Genomic DNA, 19,181 nt, shown 5'->3' on the forward strand with positions numbered 1-19,181 from the left:
TTCAAACCGCGACGATCAAGTCTCTAGCGAGTCGCGCCGTCGTATGTCTTCTTACGAAGACTGACAGATAAACACCGTGACATGAATCACGGATAAACAGGAAAACTTAATGTGCCGGCAATTGTTCCCGCCGACAGACCGTCCCGACCGGATCATCAGCGCACCGCCGCCCTGCCCATCTTTTCGATCAGAACCTGTATATCGTTACTGTGGGCAGCGGGACGCAGGCCGCTGCATTCCAGGCAGGTGGCCTGAACGGTGGGGCCGGTCGCGATGCCGAGCGCCTCGCCAAGCTGTCCGGCCGCCGCCATGCGGGCGCGGCGAACGGCAAGATCAAGCGCGCCGCGCGGTCTGTCCGCATCCGTATCGGACGTCATGAAATTTTCGAGAAACTGGATCGGAAATGGCGGCGGCGTCTCGATATCCTTCACACGAAGCTCGCCAGCCTCGAAACCGGCAAGCTCTTCGGCGACGGCGATGGCATCGTCCAGATTGCCAAACCGGTCGACAAGGCCAAGCTGCCGCGCGGCGCCGCCGGACCAGACGCGGCCCTGGCCGACCGCGTCCACGCGGGCCGCGTCCAGGCCGCGCGCTTCGCCGACGACAGCGATGAAGCGGCGATACACATCCTCGACGCCAAGCTGGAAAAGCTCTTTCGTTTCCGGATTCAGGCCAGCGAATATGTCCGGCGCGCCGGAATAAGGCGTCGTCTGAATGCCGTCGGCATTGACGCCCAGATCGGCAAGCGTCCGTTCGAATGAAGGGATGATACCGAAAACGCCGATGGACCCCGTGATGGTCGATGGCTGCGCGATGATCTGGTCAGCGGCGGTGGCGACCCAGTAACCGCCCGATGCCGCGACATTGCCGAAACTGGCGACAATGGGAATGCCTTCGGCTTTTGCGGTCAGCAGGGCCTGGCGAATGTCCTCGGATGCCGTGACGCTGCCGCCGCCGGAGTCGATACGCACAACGATCGATTTCACATCCTCGTCCGCCACGGCGTCTTCGATAAGCGCGGCAATGGTGGCCCCGCCGGCGGTGCCTGCCGGTGCTTCACCATCGACAATGGTGCCAGCGACATAGATGATGCCCACTGCATCGCCCGACGTTCCGAGGAGAGACTCCTTCGCCTTGAGATAGTCGGCATAGTCGATGCTGGCGTAAAGGCCGGGCTGGTCATCGTCGCCGCGGCCATATGTTTCCGCAAGCTGGTCGCCAAGCGCGGTGCGGGTGCCGACCCGGTCGATCAGGCCAGCGGCCATTGCCGCCTGCGCGAAGTCGCCGCCGGCGGCACGAACATTGTCGCCCATATTGGCGATGTAACCGGTAAGATCGGCGGCCGGGCGCGCGGCCTGCGCATCCTGCTGATAGTCGCCCCAAATGTCTTCATAGACCGCGCGGATCGCGGCCTCCGCCTCTGGCGACGCCTCCGACCGGGTGTAAGGCTCCACAAAGCTCTTATAGGTTCCCACGCGGAAAACATTGACGTTGATCTTCAACTGTTCGAGCGCATCCGCGAAATATAGCCGCGAGCCGCCAGGGCCGCCGATCAGCACCTGACCAAGCGGGTTCAGCCAGACTTCATCGGCATGCGCGGCCATCAGCCAGGAGCCGTCGAAATAGGCGGTGGCGTAGGCCGTGACCTTCTTGTCGGCACTGCGGAAGTCGGCCAGCGCATCGGAAACGGCCTGAATGTCCGCCTGTCCGCCGCCCAGAAAACCGTCAAGGTCCAGGTGGATCGCCGCGATGCGGTCATCATCCTTCGCGATTTCGATGATCGAAATAAGCTCGCGCGTTTCCGTCTCGCCCATCGCTGGTGCCCCGGAAAGAAGGTCGATCGGGGAAATTTCCGTCGCCTGCGTGACCAGGAAGCCGGACAGGGGAATGTTGAGCACGCCGCCATCGGGAACACCCGGGGCATCTCCCTCGGCACTGCGCGCGGTGATGATGAGCGCGAAAATCAGCACCATCAGCAGAAGGACGAGGAAGTCCTTCACACCGACAAGAAAATGCCAGAAGCCTTTTACGATCGCCATCTTCGGAACATCCTTCGCATCCTGTCCATTCGTGATGTAGGGACCCGCGCCGGATCGTCCAGTCCGCCGCATCATTTAATGACAGGCACGCAGCCTTAAAATGAAGTCATTAAAAATTCTCATTCGCCGCCGTTGACACGGCGTCGGCACCTACACATATCGCATTCCGTTGGCACTCTCGTCCAGGGAGTGCCAATCTCTTATCTCCACTCCAATTAGAAGGGTGACGCAATCATGAACTTTCGTCCTCTGCACGACCGTGTTCTTGTCCGCCGCATCGAGGCCGATGAAAAGAGCTCGGGCGGCATTATCATTCCCGATTCCGCCAAGGAAAAGCCGCAGGAAGGCGAAGTCGTCTCCGCAGGTACGGGCGCCCGCAACGACGCAGGTGAGATCTCTCCGATGGAAGTCAAGGCCGGCGACAAGATCCTGTTCGGCAAATGGTCCGGTACGGAAGTGAAGATCGACGGTGAAGACCTGATCATCATGAAGGAAAGCGACATTCTGGGCATCATGTCCTGAAGCTAGCTGCTCCGAAAGGGGCGTTTTTCCTGTTTCCCGTTAATTCAATCGAAAGGTAGTCAATCATGGCAGCCAAAGACGTAAAATTCGGCCGCGACGCGCGTGAGCGTATTCTCGCCGGTGTCGATATCCTCGCCAATGCCGTCAAGGTCACGCTGGGTCCCAAGGGCCGTAACGTGGTCATCGAAAAAAGCTTCGGCGCGCCCCGCATCACCAAGGACGGTGTGACGGTCGCGAAGGAAATCGAACTGAAAGACAAGTTCGAGAATATGGGCGCGCAGATGCTGCGCGAAGTCGCGTCGAAGACCAACGACATCGCCGGTGACGGCACCACGACCGCAACGGTTCTGGCGCAGGCCATCGTGCGCGAAGGCATGAAGTCGGTTTCCGCCGGCATGAACCCGATGGACCTGAAGCGCGGCATCGACATCGCCGTCACGAAGGTCGTCGAGAATCTGCAGTCCCGTTCGAAGCCCGTATCCGGCAATGACGAGATCCGCCAGGTTGGCACGATTTCCGCCAATGGCGACACCGAGGTCGGCGACATGATCGCACAGGCCATGGAAAAGGTCGGCAAGGAAGGCGTCATCACCGTCGAGGAGGCCAAGGGCCTCGTTTCCGAACTGGAAACCGTCGAGGGCATGCAGTTCGACCGTGGCTACCTGTCGCCTTACTTCATCACCAACCCCGACAAGATGCTGGTGGATCTGGAGAATCCCTATATTCTCATCCATGAGAAGAAGCTCTCCAACCTGCAGGCGATGCTCCCCATATTGGAAGCTGTCGTTCAGTCCGGTCGTCCGCTCCTTATCATCGCGGAAGATGTCGAGGGCGAAGCGCTCGCAACGCTGGTCGTCAACAAGCTGCGCGGCGGTCTGAAGATCGCAGCGGTCAAGGCGCCTGGCTTCGGCGATCGCCGCAAGGCCATGCTGGAGGACATCGCCATCCTGACGGAAGGCCAGATGATTTCCGAAGACCTCGGCATCAAGCTTGAGAATGTCACGCTCGACATGCTGGGCGGCGCGAAGAAGGTCACGATCGACAAGGACAACACCACCATTGTCGACGGTGCCGGCGGCGAGGGCGAAATCAAGGCCCGCGTCGAGCAGATCCGTGCCCAGATCGAGACGACGACGTCCGATTACGACAAGGAAAAGCTGCAGGAACGTCTGGCGAAGCTTGCTGGCGGTGTTGCCGTGATCAAGGTCGGCGGTGCGTCCGAAGTCGAAGTGAAAGAGAAGAAGGACCGCGTTGACGACGCGCTGCACGCAACCCGTGCCGCCGTTGAAGAAGGCATCGTCCCTGGCGGCGGTACCGCTCTTCTCTACGCGACGCGTTCGCTTAACGGCCTGGAAGGCGGAAACGATGACCAGACGCGCGGCATCGACATCATCCGCAAGGCACTGACGTCTCCCGTGCGCCAGATCGCCGCGAATGCCGGCTTTGACGGTGCGGTTGTTTCCGGCAAGCTGATCGACGGTAAGGACGACAATTACGGCTTTAACGCCGCAACCGATGTCTATGAGGATCTCCTCAAGGCTGGTGTCGTCGACCCGACGAAGGTTGTCCGCGCTGCCCTGCAGGACGCGGCCAGCGTCGCAGGCCTGCTGATCACGACGGAAGCTGCGGTTTCGGAAGTGCCCGATGACGGCAAGTCCGGCGGCGGCATGCCCGACATGGGCGGCATGGGCGGCATGGGCGGCGGCATGGGCTTCTAAACGAAGCCAAGCCGGACGTTCAGTCCAAGCAATAAGAGGCCCGGAGGGAGCAATCCTTCCGGGCCTTTTTTGTTTGATATGTTTGTTTTAGCCTCCGATAGCGGACCCTCAAGCTGATGATCCCTTTTTGTTAAAAGCGGACACTAACGAATTACGAGTTAAGACCACCGCACACCGACGATCACGGTACCACCTCTAACATTCTCGATATCTCATCCTATATGGAAGATACTGCGGCGGTTTCACCCCAAACGCGGTGTCTCCTTCCAGCGATATTTTCGATGGTGGACCTGAGGCGGGTCCACAACGCATGCCCTTTATGCGGCGTGTGCTTCCATTGGAGTATCAAGAATGATCGCATATTTCATTTTGGTTCATCGCTATCCCGAGCAATTCAAGCGCATGTTTCGCGCCGTTTATCAGCCGGGCAACCAATATCTGGTGCATATAGATAAGATGTCCGGGCCGGAACTTGCCCGTGACATTTCAATGTTTCTGCAGCCATATCAGGGCACCGAAATCCTCCCGGCCAAGGATGCGTTATGGGGCGGTTTCAGCCTGGTAGACGCTGAGCTACGCGGAATGAAGCGCCTGCTGGAGATGAACTCGCATTGGACGCATTTTATCAATTTGAGCGGTCAGGATTTTCCGCTGAAGAGCCAGGACGAGATCAAGACTTTTCTCGCGGACAACCCCGGCAAGCAGTTTATCCGCGCTGTCGATCAACACACCAAGCGTCCTGAGACACTGAACCGGATAAAGTACCGTTTCGTTGAAGCCTTTGGCCGAATGTTCCACACAGGCATCCCGCGTAAATTCCTGACGGGCGTGACGCCATGGATCGGCACGCAATGGAAAGTCGTCGATCGGAATTTCTGCAAATTTGTCACCAGCGATCCGCGTGTTGTACGCTATCGCAAATTCTATAAGGGCAGCTTCATCGCCGACGAGAGTTTTTTCCAGACCGTCATGATGAATGTCGGGGAACATGGGGAAGTCATGAATGACGATCTGCGGACCATCGACTGGATTCCTGACGGTGATGTTAAGCTACGTCCGCGCAATTTTGGTATTGCTGATGCGCAATGGTTGATCAAAGGAAGGAACCTGTTCGCAAGAAAATTCGACAGCACAGAAGACAATGCTGTCCTCGATTTTCTCGAAACTCATCTCAGTAAGATAAATCTGCCAGTAACTCCGATATCGGTGAACACCCGTAAAACAGTAAAAATCATACACCCGTTCGGGCCAGAGCCGAGCCGAGTGGCGGCTTAAGCCTGGCACGTATGAGGCGATGATTCAGGAACGGTCGGCGCTTAAGCGATTAACAAATATACCGGTTCTTGAATCTTCCCTAGAGCCGCAGCGGTTGAGGGCATCGCCCGCCACGACTCGTAGTGCGGGATCGTGAACGATGAAGGCTCGCCGTTGCGTATCCACGAGTCGTCATTACGCCAGTTTTATCGGCAGGCATCAATAATTCGGTGATACGAAGCTTGCGATGCAGTTTTCCACATTAATTCCTTAGCAATTCAAATACTTGCCCGGCGTGGCAGTGCGGCTCGTACAGTTCAACCATCTACTTCCTGCGGGAAATTAGGGCTAGCAGACAGTCAGCTACCCATCCAATTCCGGATTTCCACGCTTCGGCGGGACTGTCGGCGTCCATATGCACCGACTCCTGGTTCAGCCGACCGGAATGAACACTGGCGCGCCTGGCCCCAGCGGCAGCGACAGGCCGACCCAGATCATGATGAGAACGACGCCGGTTCCCAATAGCCACAGCGAGTAGGGCAGCATCGTTGCCATCAGGCTGCCGATGCCGAATTCCGGCACCCAGCGCTGGCAGAAGACCATGATGAGCGGGAAGTAGACCATGAGCGGCGTGATGATGTTGGTGGCGCTGTCGCCGACACGGTAGGCCGCTGTTGTCATTTCCGCGCTGATGCCAAGCAGCATGAGCATGGGGACGAGCACGGGGGCGAGGAGGGCCCATTTCGCGCTGGCGGAGCCGACGAACAGGTTAAGCACGCCGGTGAACAATACGATAACGGCCAGTAGCACAGGCGCGGGCAGTGCCAGCTCGCGCAGGCCATCGGCACCGTGGACGGCGATGATGAGGCCGAGGTTCGACCAGGCGAACATGGCCACGAAGTGCGCCGCAGCGAAGGCGAGCACGAGATAATAAGCGAGGTCGCCCATGGATTCGGACATCATTTTTACCAGATCACGGTGCGTGCCAATGGTGCCTGCGGCTTTGCCGTAGGCCCAGCCCGCGACAAGGAACAGAATGAAGAAACCCGCGACGAGCGACTGGTAGAAGGGCGTCAGGCGCGCCTCCGCCGTCGCCGTTTCGTCGATGAGCGGCGTGCCGGGGCCGAACACAAAGAACAGCCACACACCGATAATCGCCAGCGCCGCGAACCCGGCATTGCGGAGGCCGCGCCGTTGATTGTCGGCGATGGGCGCATCTTCGGCTTCGGCGTTATCGACGCGCGTTTCGGCGGCTGCGTCAGCAGGCTGGCCTGCGGCGACGGCGGCCTTGGCGGTGGGCGTATATTTGCCGAGACGGGGTTCGATGACGCGGTCTGTCACGAACCAGATGGTCGGGAGATATACGAATGTCATGGCGAGGATGAAGAACCAATTGCCAGCAATGTTCGCCTGAAAATCCGCGAAGACGGTTTCCACCGCGGCCTCGGTAATGCCAAACAGCAGCGCATCGAGCTGGCCCGGAAACAGATTGGCGGAAAAGCCGCCGGAGACGCCGGCAAATGCCGCCGCAATCCCCGCGATCGGGTGCCTGCCCGCCGCAGCGAAGATCACGCCGGCCAGCGGGATGAGGACGACATAGGCGGCATCGGCGGCCAGATTTCCGACCATCGCCGTCAGGGCGACAAACGGGGTCAGCAGCAGCGTCGGCGCGTTGCTGACCGCGGCGCGCATGGCGGTGCCGAACAGGCCGGACCGTTCCGCGACACCGGCGCCCAGCATCACGACAAGGACATAGCCAAGCGGATGGAAATGCGTGAAGGTTTGCGGCATTTCCGTCAGTAGGCGGCGTATATTGTCAGCTGACAGCAGGCTTTCGGCGGTAATCACGAGCGGCGCGCCCGTCGCCTCGTCCACCGCGGTGGGATGAACGGCCGACACGCCGGTCCAGGTGGCGGCAATGCTGATCAGCATCAGGACGGCCACCAGATACAGAAAGATGAAAACCGGGTCCGGCAAACGGTTGCCGGTCCGCTCCACCCATTTCAGGAAACCACCCTGCGCGTCTGCCGTCCGTGTCGCCAATGTTCCCGCCCCTTATCGCATATATTTCACGCGACCTTATGCAGGAGATGGATGCCCGCCAAGGCGAAAGGGTGCCAAGGGGAAGTGAAGATACGCCTTTTTGGCCGGTTCCCTTCATTTCGCGGCACGTCTAGGTATCGCACCCTGATGAAGGAAGCGCGTCAGCTGGGGGCGGTCAAATGGCAAGAAACGGACCTGAGTCCGCGGGCGAACCGAACGGAGAGGGGCGTGGTGGCGGGTTGTTGAGAGCCGGGATAGAGGCATGCGGCCGGCACCCGTTTGCGACTGGATTATTTGCGATTCTCGGGGCGCTCGGACTGGTGTTTTCCGTCTACAGCTTTTGGGTTGGCCAGGTACAAAGCCAGGAGAGCGGCCGTAAACAGGCCGCGCTCGAAGACAGGGCCGTATCCATCGAAGGCGGCGTTTCCGCACTGAACAAGAGCATTTCCGGACTGCCGGGTGCCGTGCCGGAGCCTGCCGATTTCAATCCGATTAAAGCCAGTTTCGATCCCGTCGAAGAGTTCAGGTTTAATGACAATCTGACCTTTTCCCGGCGGTATACCGGGCTGTTCGACAGCAGCGTTAGCGTGGGTGCCTGGCAGGAAAAGGGCGAATGGCTGCTGCGGAACGACCCGAATGCCGTTGCGCATATCTGGTTCATGCAATTCACGGTGGAATCGCAATCGGACCGAAATTTCACGCAGGTCGCACCCTATCTTGTTGTCGAAGTCGCGTCCGCCCAGCCGCTGCCCGACGACCTGGCGTTCGTCTATGAGGGCGGCCGCGGCGGAGCAGCGCTTGTGCGTGAATTCCGTGGTTCCATTCCCGCAGAACCGGGCGTGTACTTCGCGCCGTGGATCGACAGGCAAACGCAAGAGGCGAACAGGTCGGCGGACTATTTTTCGCTGATGCCGCGCGAGCCGGAAATGTTCTCATTCTCGCTAAACATTGATTCGGGATTTCTTTATGAAATGCGTGTCGGCGTGCATTACCGATATCAGGAAAAGCACAGGATCCACTGGGTCACGCCGTTCTTTCGCAACGGGATTCCCGGCACGCCTTTGCCAGGCTGGGATTTCGCCGACGCCTTTCCCGTGCAGCTGCATCCGGATGCGGAGGGCGATGATCCCGCCGCCACGCAGCGGCGCGCACGAGAAGGCGCGGCATTTGCGAATGGCGGCAAGTTGTTCCGGCCAGATCAGATCGTGTTTTCCAAGCCTTCCGACTGACACGCATTCGGGCTGGCGCTGCGGACTATGCGCTAACCTTGGGGGCGTCCAGTGTCGCGGCGCTCCGCCGGCCGCTCATCATCAGGATCAGCACGCCCACCAGTCCCGACAGAAGTGAGCCTGTGAGGACGCCGAGCTTCACGGCGTCGATCTGGGCCGGGCTGTCGAAGGCGAGGGTGCCGATAAAGAGGCTCATGGTGAAGCCAACACCGGTGATGCAGGAAAGGCCGTAAATCTGGCGCCAGGAAAGCGAGGCCGGCAGCTTCGCAATGCCGGTTTTCACTGCGACCCAGGCGAAGCCGAAGACGCCGATCTGCTTGCCGATGAAGAGACCCGCCGCGATACCGAGCGGTAGCGGCGCCAGAAGATCCGCGAAACCGATGCCGGACAATGATACGCCCGCATTGGCAAAGGCGAATATCGGGAGGACGGCGAACGCAATCCATGGATGAAGACTGTGTTCGAGCGTTTTCAGCGGGGAATGGCCCGCCTTTCCGGTCAGCGGGATGGCGAGCGCGACGGCCACACCGGCAAGGGTCGCGTGAACACCGGATTTCAGCACGCAGACCCAGATGATAAGGCCGATAAGCGCATAAGGGGTGATCGCGGTGACGCCGCGGCGGTTCAGGATCACCAGAATGGCAAGACCGGCACCGGCAAGGCCAAGCGACAGGACGCTGAGCTGGTCGGTATAGAACAGCGCGATGATCGCAATGGCACCAATATCGTCGATGATCGCGATCGCGAGCAGCAGAACCTTGAGCGCCGCCGGAACGCGGTTGCCCAGCAATGCGAGGATGCCGAGCGCAAAGGCGATATCGGTGGCAGCGGGAATGGCCCAGCCGGACATGTTTTCCGGACTGCCCTGATTGATGAACAGGAAGGTCAGCGCCGGTATCGCCATGCCGCCAATGGCCGCAACGATCGGCAGGCCCGCCTTGTCCAGGCTGGAAAGTTCGCCGACCAGGATTTCGCGCTTCACCTCCAGCCCGATCAGAAAGAAGAACAGCGCCATCAGGCCGTCATTGACCCAGAGCAGCAGCGGCTTGTCGATATTGAGCGCGCCGACGCGCACCTGTGCGGGCTGCTCCCAAAGCGCGGTATAAAATGCCGCAAGGCCACTATTCGCGAGAATAATGGCCAGCGCAGCGGCGGCGAACAGCAGCAGACCACCGCTGGATTCTTTTTGCAGGAAATCGCGCATCATCGGGGTGAAGCGGGTCGGCATGATGGCGAACTTTCCTTGTCAGGGACGGTTTGGCAGAACTATGGGCGGCACGGCGAGAGTGGGGAAGGGTTTGCCGGGCCGCCCATCAACAAAAAGATGTTCCGGATCAGGTTCCGATACGACCTTCCTGTTGGACGACCTGCTGCCCCGGTTGCAATCTTGCACGTCCGCGCAGACGCTGCAATTCGTCTTTCAGGGCAAGGCGCAGGCGCTTGAGACGGGCCAGATTGTCAGTCCAGCCACCGGAAGGGCGACTGCGTTCCGCCTTGATCTGGCGGCTGATGGCCCTGCGGCGTTCGGCCAAGGCGATTATACGAGCTTTCATATGCGTATCTCCTAATATCGGGGGGTGAGGGCGAGGGGGTCACTTGCCGGAAAACTGGCGCAGAGCGCGTCATCGAGGCGACGCTCCGTCTCGTCGCGTTGCTGCTGGTCGCGCCGCGAGGTCAGGCGCATAGATCCGCGCTTCATAAACGCGGCGAGCATAAGCGCCGGTCGGCCTGCCATATTGTCGGTGACCCGCTTGCGGGCGCGATACGTGTTGCTTGCCATGACATTCTCCTTTCAAGCCAGCTTTTGCCGGTAGGAAGAAGATGGAGGGTTTCGCGCAATCCGTCCAATCGATTATAGAGTGGTTATTTGATAGTCATAGGCTATAATCCGTGGAATGCCCACATTACGCCAGCTGGATTATCTCGTCGCTCTTGCCGATACCGGTCATTTCGGCCGTGCCGCCAGTCAGGCCGGTGTGTCGCAGCCGACCCTGAGCCAGCAGGTAAAAGCACTGGAGCAGCGCCTGGGCGTAACGCTGATCGAGCGGCGCGGACGCGGAGCATTGCTGACACCGGCAGGGCGCGACATTGCGGAGCGGGCGCGAATGGTCGTCGTGGCGGTGGGTGATATTCGTGATTTCGCGGTGCGCGCGGAAGGACGTCTGGCCGGTACGCTGCGTTTCGGTGTGACCCCGACACTGGGGCCGTACCTGCTGCCCGCGGTTGTGGCGCAGCTGCACCGCGATGCCCCGGACCTGAAGCTGTTCATGCAGGACGGCATACCGGACGAGCAGTTGCAGGCGCTGACAAGGGGACAGCTGGACCTGTTATTGGGGCCATTGCCGCTGGATGCGCCGGGCGTGGTGGTCGAACCGCTTTTCCGTGAGCCGCTGCGCCTCGTGGTGCCGGCCGATCATGTGCTGGCCGCCGGAGCGGATATTCGCGAACTGGCGGAGCAGCAGGTCCTGTCGCTGGACCGGCGACATCATTATCACCGGCAGGCCGAGGCGCTGTGCGCGGAATATGGCATGCGGCTGATCCGGGGCTATGAGGGAACGAGCCTGGACAGTCTGCAACAGATGACCGCGTCGGGCCTTGGGCTGAGCATATTGCCGGAATTATATCTTCGCTCAGAGGCGGGCGGACGCAGCGGAACGGAAGTTCCCGACATCAAGGGCTGGTCCGCGTTTCGCAGCATCGGGCTTGCGTGGCGCGAGGGTGCGGCGCTGACAGATGCGTTCCGGGCCGTCGGCGAGCGCATATCCGCGCGGGCAAGGACGCTGCTTGCGTGATGGGTAGCCCCTTATTTCGCCGGAGACATTCCCGCCCTGACGTCCATGATCGGCGCGGGCGGGATCTTTCGGATCATCAGGCCAGGCCGACGATATCGACCGATCTGACGTTCTTGACGACCGGGCGGCCTTCGATGTTATTGAGTTCCTTGCCCATGATGTAAACGCCGTGAATCATCGGATTGGCGCTCTCTCCGACGACCAGCGCGATTTCGCCGCTCTTCAGCCGCAGATGGGCACCGACGGGATAGATACCGAGTACTTCCTGAAACATGACGAGAAGCTGCGGATCGAAATGACCTTCCCAGCTGGCCATTTCGCGAAGCGCCTTTTGCGATGACCAGGCGTCCTTGTAGGCCCGGTCCGACGTGAGCGCGTCGTAGACATCGCAGATGGCGGCCATGCGCGCGGCCTTGCTGAGCTTCTTGGCGGGCAGAGCTTCGGGGTAGCCCTCACCTGACATTCTTTCATGGTGGTGCAGGCAAACGTCGAGGACGACTTTCGGCATATCAGGCGCTTTGGTGAGTTCCGCATGCCCGCGGGCCGGGTGTTCCTTAACCAGCTTGAATTCTTCGTCGGTAAGACGACCGCTTTTGTTCAGTATCTCTTCGGGGATGAAGGCTTTCCCAACATCGTGCAGCAGGCCCGCAAGGCCGAATTCGGGAATTTCCTGTTCCCGGATGCCGAGTTTCCGGCTGAATTTTATCATCATCGCGCATACGGCCACCGAGTGCAGATAGGTATATTCGTCGCGGGATTTCAGGCTGAGGACGTTATGGAACGTTCCCCTGCTGCTCACGATGACGTCGGAGATCTCGTCGACCAGCGGCGACAGTTCCTCGGTTCGCACCATCTTCCCCATGCGCAGATCGGCGAAGGTGGCCATGATCTGTTTCTTGGACTTGTCGAGAAGTTCCCGGGCACGCTTTTGCTCGCCGGGAAAACCGATTCCCTCTTTGCCGACAAGAATCTCATCAGGCAGGGTGATGGTATGTCCGCCGATCCGGATCTGTTCGCCGCCACCCGCAGCGCCATTGAGGGCGTCCTCAATCAGCACAGCGTCCACGCTGCTATTGCGGATTTTCTTCAGCTGGCGTTCGGTTTTCACTTCGAAATTTGAACGAAAAAAAGGGTGGCTCAGCCAGGAACCCTCAAATCCTCTAACCTGCATACCGAGCTCTATCTCGGCTGGTGAAATGCGCCTCATGATGACGCGCATAGCGCAAAAATATTTAAAAAATTATTCCCGCACCCATGTTCATTCCAGCTGCGGAATATCACGACAGGCCGACGTTCGCGGCGCAGCAGCGCCCCAAGTCCGCCGGTGTTCCTCCCTTTCCCACGTCACCGCCAATACACCCGGATCACCGCTTCGCGCGCTTGCCATTGTGGAAGACGGCGTGGCGGGTCCTTGTGGGTCGTCTGACGATCGATATAGGTGACTTTATTGACACATATAAAAAAGTGACATAATGGTCACATATGGGTAACCTGTTTAAAGCACTTTCCGATGAAACACGGCGCGCTTTGCTCGATTTGCTGAGACGGCGTGACGGACAAACCCTGTCGGAACTGGTTGACGCCACGCCCGGCATGACACGCTTTGGCGTGATGAAGCATCTGAAACAGCTGGAGGCCGCCCACCTCATCACCAGTCGCAAAATTGGCCGGGCGCGCCATCATTATCTGAACGCAGCGCGGCTGCAGACGATGGTGGACCGCTGGATCGCGCCGTTCGGACGTCCGGCTGCGCGCACGATGAGTGACCTGAAAACCCTGGTAGAGGAGAAGAGTAACATGTCGGAAGCGCCACCCGCGCTCGTTTACGAGCTGATTATCAAGACAACGCCGGCGGACCTGTGGGACGCCATGACCAATCCGGAAAGGACGCCGGTCTACTATTTCGGAAGCCGTATCGATACGGAACTGCAAGTTGGCGCGAAGATAGCGTATCGCATGCCGGATGGGAGCCGCCTCACCAGCGGCAAAATTCTGGAGCTGGTCCCGGAAAAGAAACTCTCAATGTCGCAGATCGCCATGTGGGAGGAGGGGCTGGAGACGGACCCGCCAACACGCGAGACGTGGACCATAGAAGAATTGGAGGGCGGCCTTTGCAAGTTGACGGTCGTGCATGACGGTTTCGACACGAAGACGGCAACATACACCTCTGCTGCGGATGGCTGGCCGATGATCCTGTCGGGCCTGAAGACCTATCTGGAAACTGGCGAAGGCATGATGCAGGCGGCTTAGGCCCTCATCCTCCCTGAAAAAATGGCCGGACGCCGGCATGAAGGCGGCGTCCGGCCCAGGCGGGGAAGTTGAAGTGTCGGCGGGCAGCGCCGCGCGTATGACAGAGATAATAACCGGGTAGGCGGGGGCATGGTGAGTGGGGATCCGTTCCACACCCCCGCCATAAGCTCTGCCTCTTATTAACCGCGATTCGAACAGGCCCGCGTGATACCGATCACACCCGGGGGCGTAACGACCCGGCCAGTCAAATTGGACGGCACGGCTTCCCATCACTCCGGTTCCCGCTAAGCGGGCGGAAATGTCCGACGATGCAAAACTCACCCGGGGCCCGATCAGACGCCATTTGATCGCGCAGACCCTGCCCATGCTGATGGGGATTGCGTGCATGATGTCGGTCGGCATCGTCGATGCCTATTTTGTCGGTCAGCTGGGGCCAGACCCCTTGGCAGCGATCAGTTTTATCTTTCCCGTCACAGTCGTCCTGTCGAGCCTGGGGGTCGGGGTCCTGGTCGGGATCAATTCCGTCGTGGCGCGCGCGCTTGGCGGCGGCAGGCGGCCATTGGCGGAACGGCGGGCGGTGCAGGGGATCGCGTTTGCCGCCGCTTTCGGCCTGATCGTGGGGGCGCTGCTGTTGCTGTTCGAAGCCCCGCTTTTCCAGCTCTTGGGAGCGGGCCGCGACCTGTCCGGCCTGATCTCCGATTATATGGGGCCCTATGCGCTTGGCATTCCCATTCTGCTCACGGGGATGGGCGCGAATGCGACGCTGAGGGCGCAGGGCGCGGCGAACCGGTCGGCGGTCATCCTGTTGATGACGGCGGTGACCAACTGGGTGCTGGACCCGCTGCTGATCGCGGGGTGGGGGCCGTTCCCTTCCTATGGGATTGCCGGGGCGGCCTATGCCAGTGTCGGGGCCTTTGTGCTGTCGGGGCTGGTCGGGCTGGTGCTGGCGGCGCGCAGTGACCTGGGCGTGAATATGGCGCGGTTGAAGGAGGGCGACTGGGGCGCCGGGGCGAAGGCGCTGATCGGTGTCGGCGGTCCGGCGGCGCTGTCGAATTCGATCAATCCAGTCGGGCTGACGATCCTGACCGGCATGCTGTCGAGTTATGGCAATGACGCGGTTGCCGCATTCGGTGTGGCCGGGCGGTTGCAGAGCATGGCGGTGGTGCCGCTGCTCGCCATGTCGTCCTCCATCGGGAGCATCGTCGGGCAGAACTGGGGCGCCGGGAAGCCGGAAAGATCGCAGGATGCGCTGAAGCAGGCGAGCATGTTCTGCCTGGTCTACGGCGTTGGCATCGCGGCGCTGCTGGTGCTGTTCCGGGATGCGGCGGCCGGGCTGTTCACGGATGATCCGGGCGTCATCGGGCAGATCGGGACCTATTTGATGATCGCGGCGTGGGGGTTTGCCGGTTACGGCATCCTGATCGTGACGAACGGCGCGCTGAACGCGGTCGACCGGGCACCCCATGCCACGCTGGTAAGTGCGGCGCGTGTCCTCCTCATCATGGTGCCGGTGGCGTGGGCCGGGTCGCGGATCGGCGATGAGACGGGGATCTACGCCGGAGAGCTGGCGGCGAACCTCGTCGGCGGGGCCGCGGCGTATTTCGTGGGGGTCCGCATGCTGAAGGCAGAGAATTGCCCGGCACCATCACCGGCTACGAAGGCCGAATAAGAGGGCAAACCCCGCCTGCGAAAACCACCCCCAAAAGCAACGGCCTGCCGCCGGTAACCCGCAACCCGTCACCTGCCGGACCCGTGAGACGGAAACCGCCGCGAACCCGGGCGGGGCGCGCGGCGGTTCCTCCTGTTCACCGTGGACGGCCCAAAAGCCGTCCGGCAGGTGAAAGAGCGATTACATCTCTTCTTCGATGTCCGCTTCCATCTGTTCCATTTCGGCGTCGACTTCGGCAGCGGCATTGTCGGCAGCGGCATCCATTTCGGCGCCCATTTCGTCGAATTCAGCACCCATCTCGTCGCCCATGGCGTCAAGCTCTGCGCCCATTTCGTCCATGCCGGCTTCCATGTCGTCAATGGCGGCCTGGCCAGCCATCTCGGCATCGTCGCCCGCGCTTTCCAGTGTGGCTTCGGCGTTGGATTCCGTGCCTTCGGAGCATGCGGAAAGGCCAAGTCCGGCCACGAGCACGGCGGCGGCAAAGCCCTTGGTCAGGTTGGTCATGAGAATATTCCCCTAAAACTGGTTATGGTTTCCTTTGGCAATACGCACCAAAGGTGACGTATCATTGCCAAAACGCGCGGCAAAGGAAAGAAGTTTCATGCCCCTCTATAGTGAACGCCTCTTCCGGGCACTGCGCGGCGGGACCATGCGCGCACCGGAAATACAGGGCGGGCGGCGGCGAATGCTTGCCCCCGTCGGCGGCAATGCGCTGGAAAGCGATTTGGGAACAGGGCCTTCCGCAAAATTGCAGCCTTAGGCCGCCCCAAAGGGCGGGCCGCGCTGGAATCGCCGGACGGTCCGTCGGCGCGCGCGGCGGCGCATGCAAAAAACGTCCGCCTCCATCAAGATGATGAGGCCGGCGAGCGAAAACCCGCCCTTTGACGGCACCCCGCCGGCGGCGGAACCGGTATGTTCGTGCGGGAACCCGTTCGCGATCGCACGCGGCGCGGCGCGGGGGGCGGGGCAGGGCGCGGGCCAGCTTCACACCCGCTTCACACTATGTCCGCGAACATGCGGACGCACGCGCGGATCGGTGCCGGGGCCGCGGCGCCGGGCGCCGGGCGCATTGGGGATGCCAGACCGTTCGCACCGCGGCACGCGCCGCCCGGAAACCCGCATTTCCGCACCCATCATCATCATCCATGCCTCCCCGCCATTGTCCCGCCCCGGTCACCCGCCGTGCCGTCACGATACAGCATGGCGCGGGGTGTAGGACAGCGCGTTTTCACCGGGAGGGTGGCAGCGGCGGACATGCCGAGGGGCGGACGGGGTCTGCGCCGCCAAGGGAGCGCGCCGGGGCAGGCCGCGAAGGTGATGAAGGTGCCACGGGCCCCGCACCTATAATCCGTGCGCGCCCTGCGCGGCGACGGCGCACGCATGGCGGTAAAGGTGACAGCGGGACGGGATAAGGCGGCGGGGCGGGGCGGCAAAGGTTGCGCGGGGCCCGGGATAAGGCGGCGCTACCCTGGTCGGCGCGGACCCCACAGCCCTACCAGCGCCCCCGCCGCCGGTTCCACCAATAGAGCAGGTCCGCGAAGCGGTCATAGGCAAAGCGCGTCACCGGCAGGATAACGGGGTTCCCCAGCAGCGGCACCAGCCAGCGCTGCCCCGGCGTCGCGCGCGCCAGCGCCAGAAACGCATCCGCGCCGATACGCATCTGGCCGTCCTCCACGACATGCAGGCTGTGCCGCACCCGCTCAATCTCCAGCCCCAGCGGCGCGAGCACATCGGTATCGCAGGCAATGTCCACCCATTCCGCATTCCCGCGCACGTCACGCCTGGCCATGCGGGTCCGCTGATCCTCAATCCCGGCTTTGCAAACCGGGCAGGCGGAGTTGTAGTAGACGGTGAGCATGGGGTGGCGTTTGGCATGCGGGCGTGTCGTTGCAAAGGATCGAGGGTGTCGCAGGCGGCGTTAGAAATTGAGGTAATTTAGTATAGTGTCCCCCGAACTGCCCTAGTATAGTGTCCCCCGAACTGCCCCCCCCCGAACTGCCCCGAACTGCCCGAACTGCCCGAACTGTAATTTAGTATAGTGTCCCCCCCCCGAATAGTGTCCCCCCCCGAACTGTCCCCCGAACTCCCCTAGTGTAGTGTCCCCCCGAACTCCCCCCGAACTCCTAGTAGTGTCCCCCGAACTCCCTAGTGTCCCCCGAACTCTCCTCCCCGAACTCTCCCCCGAACTCCCAGTAGTGTCCCCCGAACTCCCAGTAGGGATAGAGTTCCCAGAACAAAGCCAGAGCGACCGAACTCGGCTCTGCCAGTCAACATATACGGCAATGCCGGAACAAATCCGCTTGCAGAGGTCCGGCAATGCCGTATATAAGATACATGCAGACCGTGATCGAAACCGAAAGCTATCTGCGCGCCGTTAAGGACGCGAAGATGACGGAGGCGGAGCGGGAAGCCGCGGTGGCGCTTGTGGCCACCGACCCGGAGGCTGGCGATGTGATACAGGCAACGGGCGGCGTTCGAAAGGCGCGGCTGGCCGGTCGTGGAAAGGGCAAGTCGGGCGGCTATCGCATCGTCTGGTACTATGGCGGCGGGGACATCCCGGTGTTCCTGCTGACTGTTTTCGGCAAGGGCGAGAAGGCGAATTTGAGTCAAGGCGAACGGAACGCCCTGCGCTCGCTGACAGGAACATTAAGGCGCAGCCTGGGCGCAAAGTAACGAATGAAGGTCCTTTTTCCGGACCATGTAACGGCCAAGGAGGGCCATTTGTAATGAGCACGGCATTTGAAAAAATCGCTGGCGGATTGACCGACGCCATCGCCTATGCGGAGGGCGACAGCCGTAAGGGCCGCGTCGTGGCAGGACCAGACGTTAAGGCCATCCGCGCGAAGACCAGGCTAACCCAGGTCAAATTCGCTGAACAACTGAATGTGCCCGTGGCAACGATACGCGACTGGGAACAGAACCGCCGCTGTCCGGATGCCCCGGCACGGACGCTTCTCGGGATTGTGAAGGCCGACCCGAAGGCCGCGCTAGCTTTGATCGGAAAGGCGGCGGAGTAGGGGAGCCTGAATATAGTATAGTGTCGCCAGATTTGACGATGTGGTTCGGTAGCTCGTCTCGCGGTACGGGAACTTTCATGCGTAAGCCAAGACGGACGAGAATACGATCGAAATCAGGACCTGTCTTGCAGAAGATTGGTGTGGAATTTGAAGGCTCAGAGGATGTGCGGGCGGCCATGGTGGAGGGCGCTGCTGCACGAGCCGGAACCTTGCCAAACGTTGTTGCGTCCATCCGAGACCGCCTTACCGAATGTGACCCCTCCTCCGCACTTGCAATAGTCGCACTTTATGGTGGCAATATTAGTCCGCAGAACCGTAAACTAGAATACGGCTCCTATCTAACTGACATTAAACAAAATCACATAGAACTACTACAAGCAATCACGCTCACTATTCCGAAAGAAAAATGGGGTCAGGGCGTACCTACGCCTGAAAAAATTCAGGTCATTATTGATTCACTGAAAGAACTTGGAGGAATTTTTTTAGCTTCAAGAATTGCCGTTTCCGACACTTCATCTAACGAAGAAAGCGTACTTGCATTGATTCAAGAACGTATACGACTTCATACACAAGCGGTTAGAAACTGGGGCTACTTCAAGGAGGTTTTAGAAACGCTTGGAAAACTCTATTCAGAACATGATATTATAT

Annotated in this window: 19 protein-coding genes; 11 read left to right on the forward strand and 8 right to left on the reverse strand. The window is 60.5% G+C overall.

From position 1 onward, the window contains the following. Positions 1 to 155 precede the first annotated feature (155 nt). On the reverse strand, positions 156 to 2,039 hold the full coding sequence (sppA, locus tag KCG44_RS14140) for a signal peptide peptidase SppA (protein WP_218446772.1): 1,884 nt from the start codon (positions 2,037 to 2,039) through the stop codon (positions 156 to 158). Positions 2,040 to 2,273: 234 nt separating this feature from the next. Between sppA and KCG44_RS14145 the strand changes: the two genes are divergently transcribed. From KCG44_RS14145 to KCG44_RS14155, 3 genes are all read left to right on the forward strand, one after another. Continuing rightward, positions 2,274 to 2,561, forward strand: a complete 288-nt coding sequence (locus KCG44_RS14145) for a co-chaperone GroES (protein WP_218446773.1) — start codon at positions 2,274 to 2,276, stop codon at positions 2,559 to 2,561. 65 nt (positions 2,562 to 2,626) lie between these two features. After that, positions 2,627 to 4,279, forward strand: coding sequence for a chaperonin GroEL (gene groL / locus KCG44_RS14150; RefSeq protein ID WP_218446774.1), 1,653 nt, complete (start codon positions 2,627 to 2,629; stop codon positions 4,277 to 4,279). A 351-nt stretch (positions 4,280 to 4,630) separates the two neighbouring features. Further along, positions 4,631 to 5,554 (forward strand): beta-1,6-N-acetylglucosaminyltransferase, encoded by a 924-nt coding sequence (locus KCG44_RS14155; protein ID WP_218446775.1) that lies wholly within the window; start codon positions 4,631 to 4,633, stop codon positions 5,552 to 5,554. A gap of 411 nt (positions 5,555 to 5,965) precedes the next feature. On the opposite strand, the gene KCG44_RS14160 is transcribed toward KCG44_RS14155, so the two are convergent. Beyond that, the gene (locus tag KCG44_RS14160; protein ID WP_218446776.1) at positions 5,966 to 7,576 is read right to left on the reverse strand and encodes an AbgT family transporter; all 1,611 of its coding nucleotides are present in this window, start codon (positions 7,574 to 7,576) and stop codon (positions 5,966 to 5,968) included. 320 nt (positions 7,577 to 7,896) lie between these two features. Here KCG44_RS14160 and KCG44_RS14165 point away from each other — a divergent pair, with 320 nt between their 5' ends. After that, a complete protein-coding gene (locus tag KCG44_RS14165; RefSeq protein WP_218446777.1) occupies positions 7,897 to 8,805 on the forward strand; it encodes a hypothetical protein in 909 nt (302 codons plus the stop codon). 25 nt (positions 8,806 to 8,830) lie between these two features. On the opposite strand, the gene nhaA is transcribed toward KCG44_RS14165, so the two are convergent. The 3 genes from nhaA to KCG44_RS14180 all read right to left on the reverse strand — a co-directional run bounded on the left by nhaA (position 8,831) and on the right by KCG44_RS14180 (position 10,585). Next, on the reverse strand, positions 8,831 to 10,033 hold the full coding sequence (gene nhaA / locus KCG44_RS14170) for a Na+/H+ antiporter NhaA (protein ID WP_218446778.1): 1,203 nt from the start codon (positions 10,031 to 10,033) through the stop codon (positions 8,831 to 8,833). A 106-nt stretch (positions 10,034 to 10,139) separates the two neighbouring features. Then, on the reverse strand, positions 10,140 to 10,358 hold the full coding sequence (locus tag KCG44_RS14175; protein ID WP_218446779.1) for an HP1242/YdcH family protein: 219 nt from the start codon (positions 10,356 to 10,358) through the stop codon (positions 10,140 to 10,142). 11 nt (positions 10,359 to 10,369) lie between these two features. Next, positions 10,370 to 10,585, reverse strand: coding sequence for a hypothetical protein (locus KCG44_RS14180; protein ID WP_218446780.1), 216 nt, complete (start codon positions 10,583 to 10,585; stop codon positions 10,370 to 10,372). A gap of 115 nt (positions 10,586 to 10,700) precedes the next feature. Here KCG44_RS14180 and KCG44_RS14185 point away from each other — a divergent pair, with 115 nt between their 5' ends. Continuing rightward, entirely contained in the window at positions 10,701 to 11,597 is an 897-nt protein-coding gene (locus KCG44_RS14185; RefSeq protein WP_218446781.1) for a hydrogen peroxide-inducible genes activator, read from the forward strand. A 76-nt stretch (positions 11,598 to 11,673) separates the two neighbouring features. Here KCG44_RS14185 and KCG44_RS14190 read toward each other — a convergent pair whose 3' ends face one another. Then, entirely contained in the window at positions 11,674 to 12,816 is a 1,143-nt protein-coding gene (locus KCG44_RS14190; protein WP_369411994.1) for an HD-GYP domain-containing protein, read from the reverse strand. A gap of 263 nt (positions 12,817 to 13,079) precedes the next feature. Between KCG44_RS14190 and KCG44_RS14195 the strand changes: the two genes are divergently transcribed. Further along, on the forward strand, positions 13,080 to 13,847 hold the full coding sequence (locus tag KCG44_RS14195; RefSeq protein ID WP_218446783.1) for an ArsR/SmtB family transcription factor: 768 nt from the start codon (positions 13,080 to 13,082) through the stop codon (positions 13,845 to 13,847). Between the two features lie 298 nt (positions 13,848 to 14,145). Continuing rightward, the gene (locus KCG44_RS14200) at positions 14,146 to 15,516 is read left to right on the forward strand and encodes an MATE family efflux transporter (RefSeq protein ID WP_255536594.1); all 1,371 of its coding nucleotides are present in this window, start codon (positions 14,146 to 14,148) and stop codon (positions 15,514 to 15,516) included. Positions 15,517 to 15,696: 180 nt separating this feature from the next. Here the strand turns inward: KCG44_RS14200 and KCG44_RS14205 are convergent, their stop codons facing one another. Then, complete coding sequence (locus KCG44_RS14205; RefSeq protein ID WP_218446784.1) at positions 15,697 to 16,020, reverse strand: hypothetical protein; 324 nt, start codon at positions 16,018 to 16,020, stop codon at positions 15,697 to 15,699. A gap of 97 nt (positions 16,021 to 16,117) precedes the next feature. On the opposite strand from KCG44_RS14205, the gene KCG44_RS14210 reads away from it, so the two are divergent. Continuing rightward, on the forward strand, positions 16,118 to 16,276 hold the full coding sequence (locus KCG44_RS14210) for a hypothetical protein (protein WP_218446785.1): 159 nt from the start codon (positions 16,118 to 16,120) through the stop codon (positions 16,274 to 16,276). A gap of 732 nt (positions 16,277 to 17,008) precedes the next feature. Here KCG44_RS14210 and KCG44_RS14215 read toward each other — a convergent pair. Then, on the reverse strand, positions 17,009 to 17,374 hold the full coding sequence (locus tag KCG44_RS14215) for a thiol-disulfide oxidoreductase DCC family protein (RefSeq protein WP_218446786.1): 366 nt from the start codon (positions 17,372 to 17,374) through the stop codon (positions 17,009 to 17,011). Between the two features lie 458 nt (positions 17,375 to 17,832). On the opposite strand from KCG44_RS14215, the gene KCG44_RS14220 reads away from it, so the two are divergent. The 3 genes from KCG44_RS14220 to KCG44_RS14230 form a co-directional block, all read left to right on the forward strand. Further along, positions 17,833 to 18,189 carry a type II toxin-antitoxin system RelE/ParE family toxin gene (locus KCG44_RS14220; protein WP_255536595.1) on the forward strand — a complete coding sequence of 119 codons (357 nt, stop codon included), beginning with the start codon at positions 17,833 to 17,835 and terminating at the stop codon, positions 18,187 to 18,189. 53 nt (positions 18,190 to 18,242) lie between these two features. After that, positions 18,243 to 18,533: a helix-turn-helix domain-containing protein gene (locus KCG44_RS14225; RefSeq protein ID WP_218446787.1), complete on the forward strand. Its 291-nt coding sequence runs from the start codon at positions 18,243 to 18,245 to the stop codon at positions 18,531 to 18,533. A 125-nt stretch (positions 18,534 to 18,658) separates the two neighbouring features. Next, on the forward strand, positions 18,659 to 19,181 hold a 523-nt coding region (locus KCG44_RS14230; RefSeq protein ID WP_218446788.1), incomplete at its 3' end, for a hypothetical protein.

Source organism: Pacificimonas pallii, assembly GCF_019204005.1.
Classification (GTDB): Bacteria; Pseudomonadota; Alphaproteobacteria; order Sphingomonadales; family Sphingomonadaceae; genus Pacificimonas; species Pacificimonas pallii.

Bases quoted from the DNA above. Each gene is read 5' to 3' on its own strand.
- KCG44_RS14210 (WP_218446785.1), top strand. From the start codon at position 16,118: ATGCCCCTCTATAGTGAACGCCTCTTCCGGGCACTGCGCGGCGGGACC.
- KCG44_RS14155 (WP_218446775.1), top strand. From the start codon at position 4,631: ATGATCGCATATTTCATTTTGGTTCATCGCTATCCCGAGCAATTCAAG.
- KCG44_RS14180 (WP_218446780.1), bottom strand. From the start codon at position 10,585: ATGGCAAGCAACACGTATCGCGCCCGCAAGCGGGTCACCGACAATATG.
- KCG44_RS14175 (WP_218446779.1), bottom strand. From the start codon at position 10,358: ATGAAAGCTCGTATAATCGCCTTGGCCGAACGCCGCAGGGCCATCAGC.
- KCG44_RS14185 (WP_218446781.1), top strand. From the start codon at position 10,701: ATGCCCACATTACGCCAGCTGGATTATCTCGTCGCTCTTGCCGATACC.
- nhaA (WP_218446778.1), bottom strand. From the start codon at position 10,033: ATGCCGACCCGCTTCACCCCGATGATGCGCGATTTCCTGCAAAAAGAA.
- KCG44_RS14190 (WP_369411994.1), bottom strand. From the start codon at position 12,816: ATGCGCGTCATCATGAGGCGCATTTCACCAGCCGAGATAGAGCTCGGT.
- KCG44_RS14220 (WP_255536595.1), top strand. From the start codon at position 17,833: ATGCCGTATATAAGATACATGCAGACCGTGATCGAAACCGAAAGCTAT.
- sppA (WP_218446772.1), bottom strand. From the start codon at position 2,039: ATGGCGATCGTAAAAGGCTTCTGGCATTTTCTTGTCGGTGTGAAGGAC.
- KCG44_RS14145 (WP_218446773.1), top strand. From the start codon at position 2,274: ATGAACTTTCGTCCTCTGCACGACCGTGTTCTTGTCCGCCGCATCGAG.
- KCG44_RS14225 (WP_218446787.1), top strand. From the start codon at position 18,243: ATGAGCACGGCATTTGAAAAAATCGCTGGCGGATTGACCGACGCCATC.
- groL (WP_218446774.1), top strand. From the start codon at position 2,627: ATGGCAGCCAAAGACGTAAAATTCGGCCGCGACGCGCGTGAGCGTATT.
- KCG44_RS14215 (WP_218446786.1), bottom strand. From the start codon at position 17,374: ATGCTCACCGTCTACTACAACTCCGCCTGCCCGGTTTGCAAAGCCGGG.
- KCG44_RS14205 (WP_218446784.1), bottom strand. From the start codon at position 16,020: ATGACCAACCTGACCAAGGGCTTTGCCGCCGCCGTGCTCGTGGCCGGA.
- KCG44_RS14195 (WP_218446783.1), top strand. From the start codon at position 13,080: ATGGGTAACCTGTTTAAAGCACTTTCCGATGAAACACGGCGCGCTTTG.
- KCG44_RS14200 (WP_255536594.1), top strand. From the start codon at position 14,146: ATGTCCGACGATGCAAAACTCACCCGGGGCCCGATCAGACGCCATTTG.